The 350-nt window shown below is 68.6% G+C and carries 2 pseudogenes; both read left to right on the top strand.

What is annotated here, in order from left to right:
* Nucleotides 1-240: pseudogene (locus FS767_RS21765) on the top strand (alpha/beta fold hydrolase); the annotation flags it as partial.
* A gap of 11 nt (nucleotides 241-251) precedes the next feature.
* Nucleotides 252-350: pseudogene (locus FS767_RS21770) on the top strand (4-carboxymuconolactone decarboxylase); the annotation flags it as partial.

Raw genomic sequence — 350 nt, forward strand, 5'->3', positions numbered from 1 at the left:
TATGCCGCCAACTGCGCGGCGGTACGCGACGCCGACTTCCGCGAGGTGCTGGACGCCATCCAGGCCCCGACGCTGATCGTCGCCGGCACCCACGACGCCGTGGCCACCCCGGCCGACGGGCGCTTCCTGCAGGAACGCATCCCCGGCGCCGAGTACGTCGAGTTTCCCGCGGCCCACCTGTCCAACGTGCAGATGGGCGCTGCCTTTACCCAGCGCGTGCTGGCCTTTCTCAGCGCCTGAAGGAGTCGATCTTGGACGAAAGAGAACGTTACGAAGCCGGCATGCAGGTCCGCCGCGCGGTGCTGGGCGACGCCCACGTCGATCGCAGCCTGGAAAAGCTGACCCCCTTC

The organism is Pseudomonas sp. DE0010 (genome assembly GCF_007680745.1).
Classification (GTDB): domain Bacteria; phylum Pseudomonadota; class Gammaproteobacteria; order Pseudomonadales; family Pseudomonadaceae; genus Aquipseudomonas; species Aquipseudomonas parafulva_B.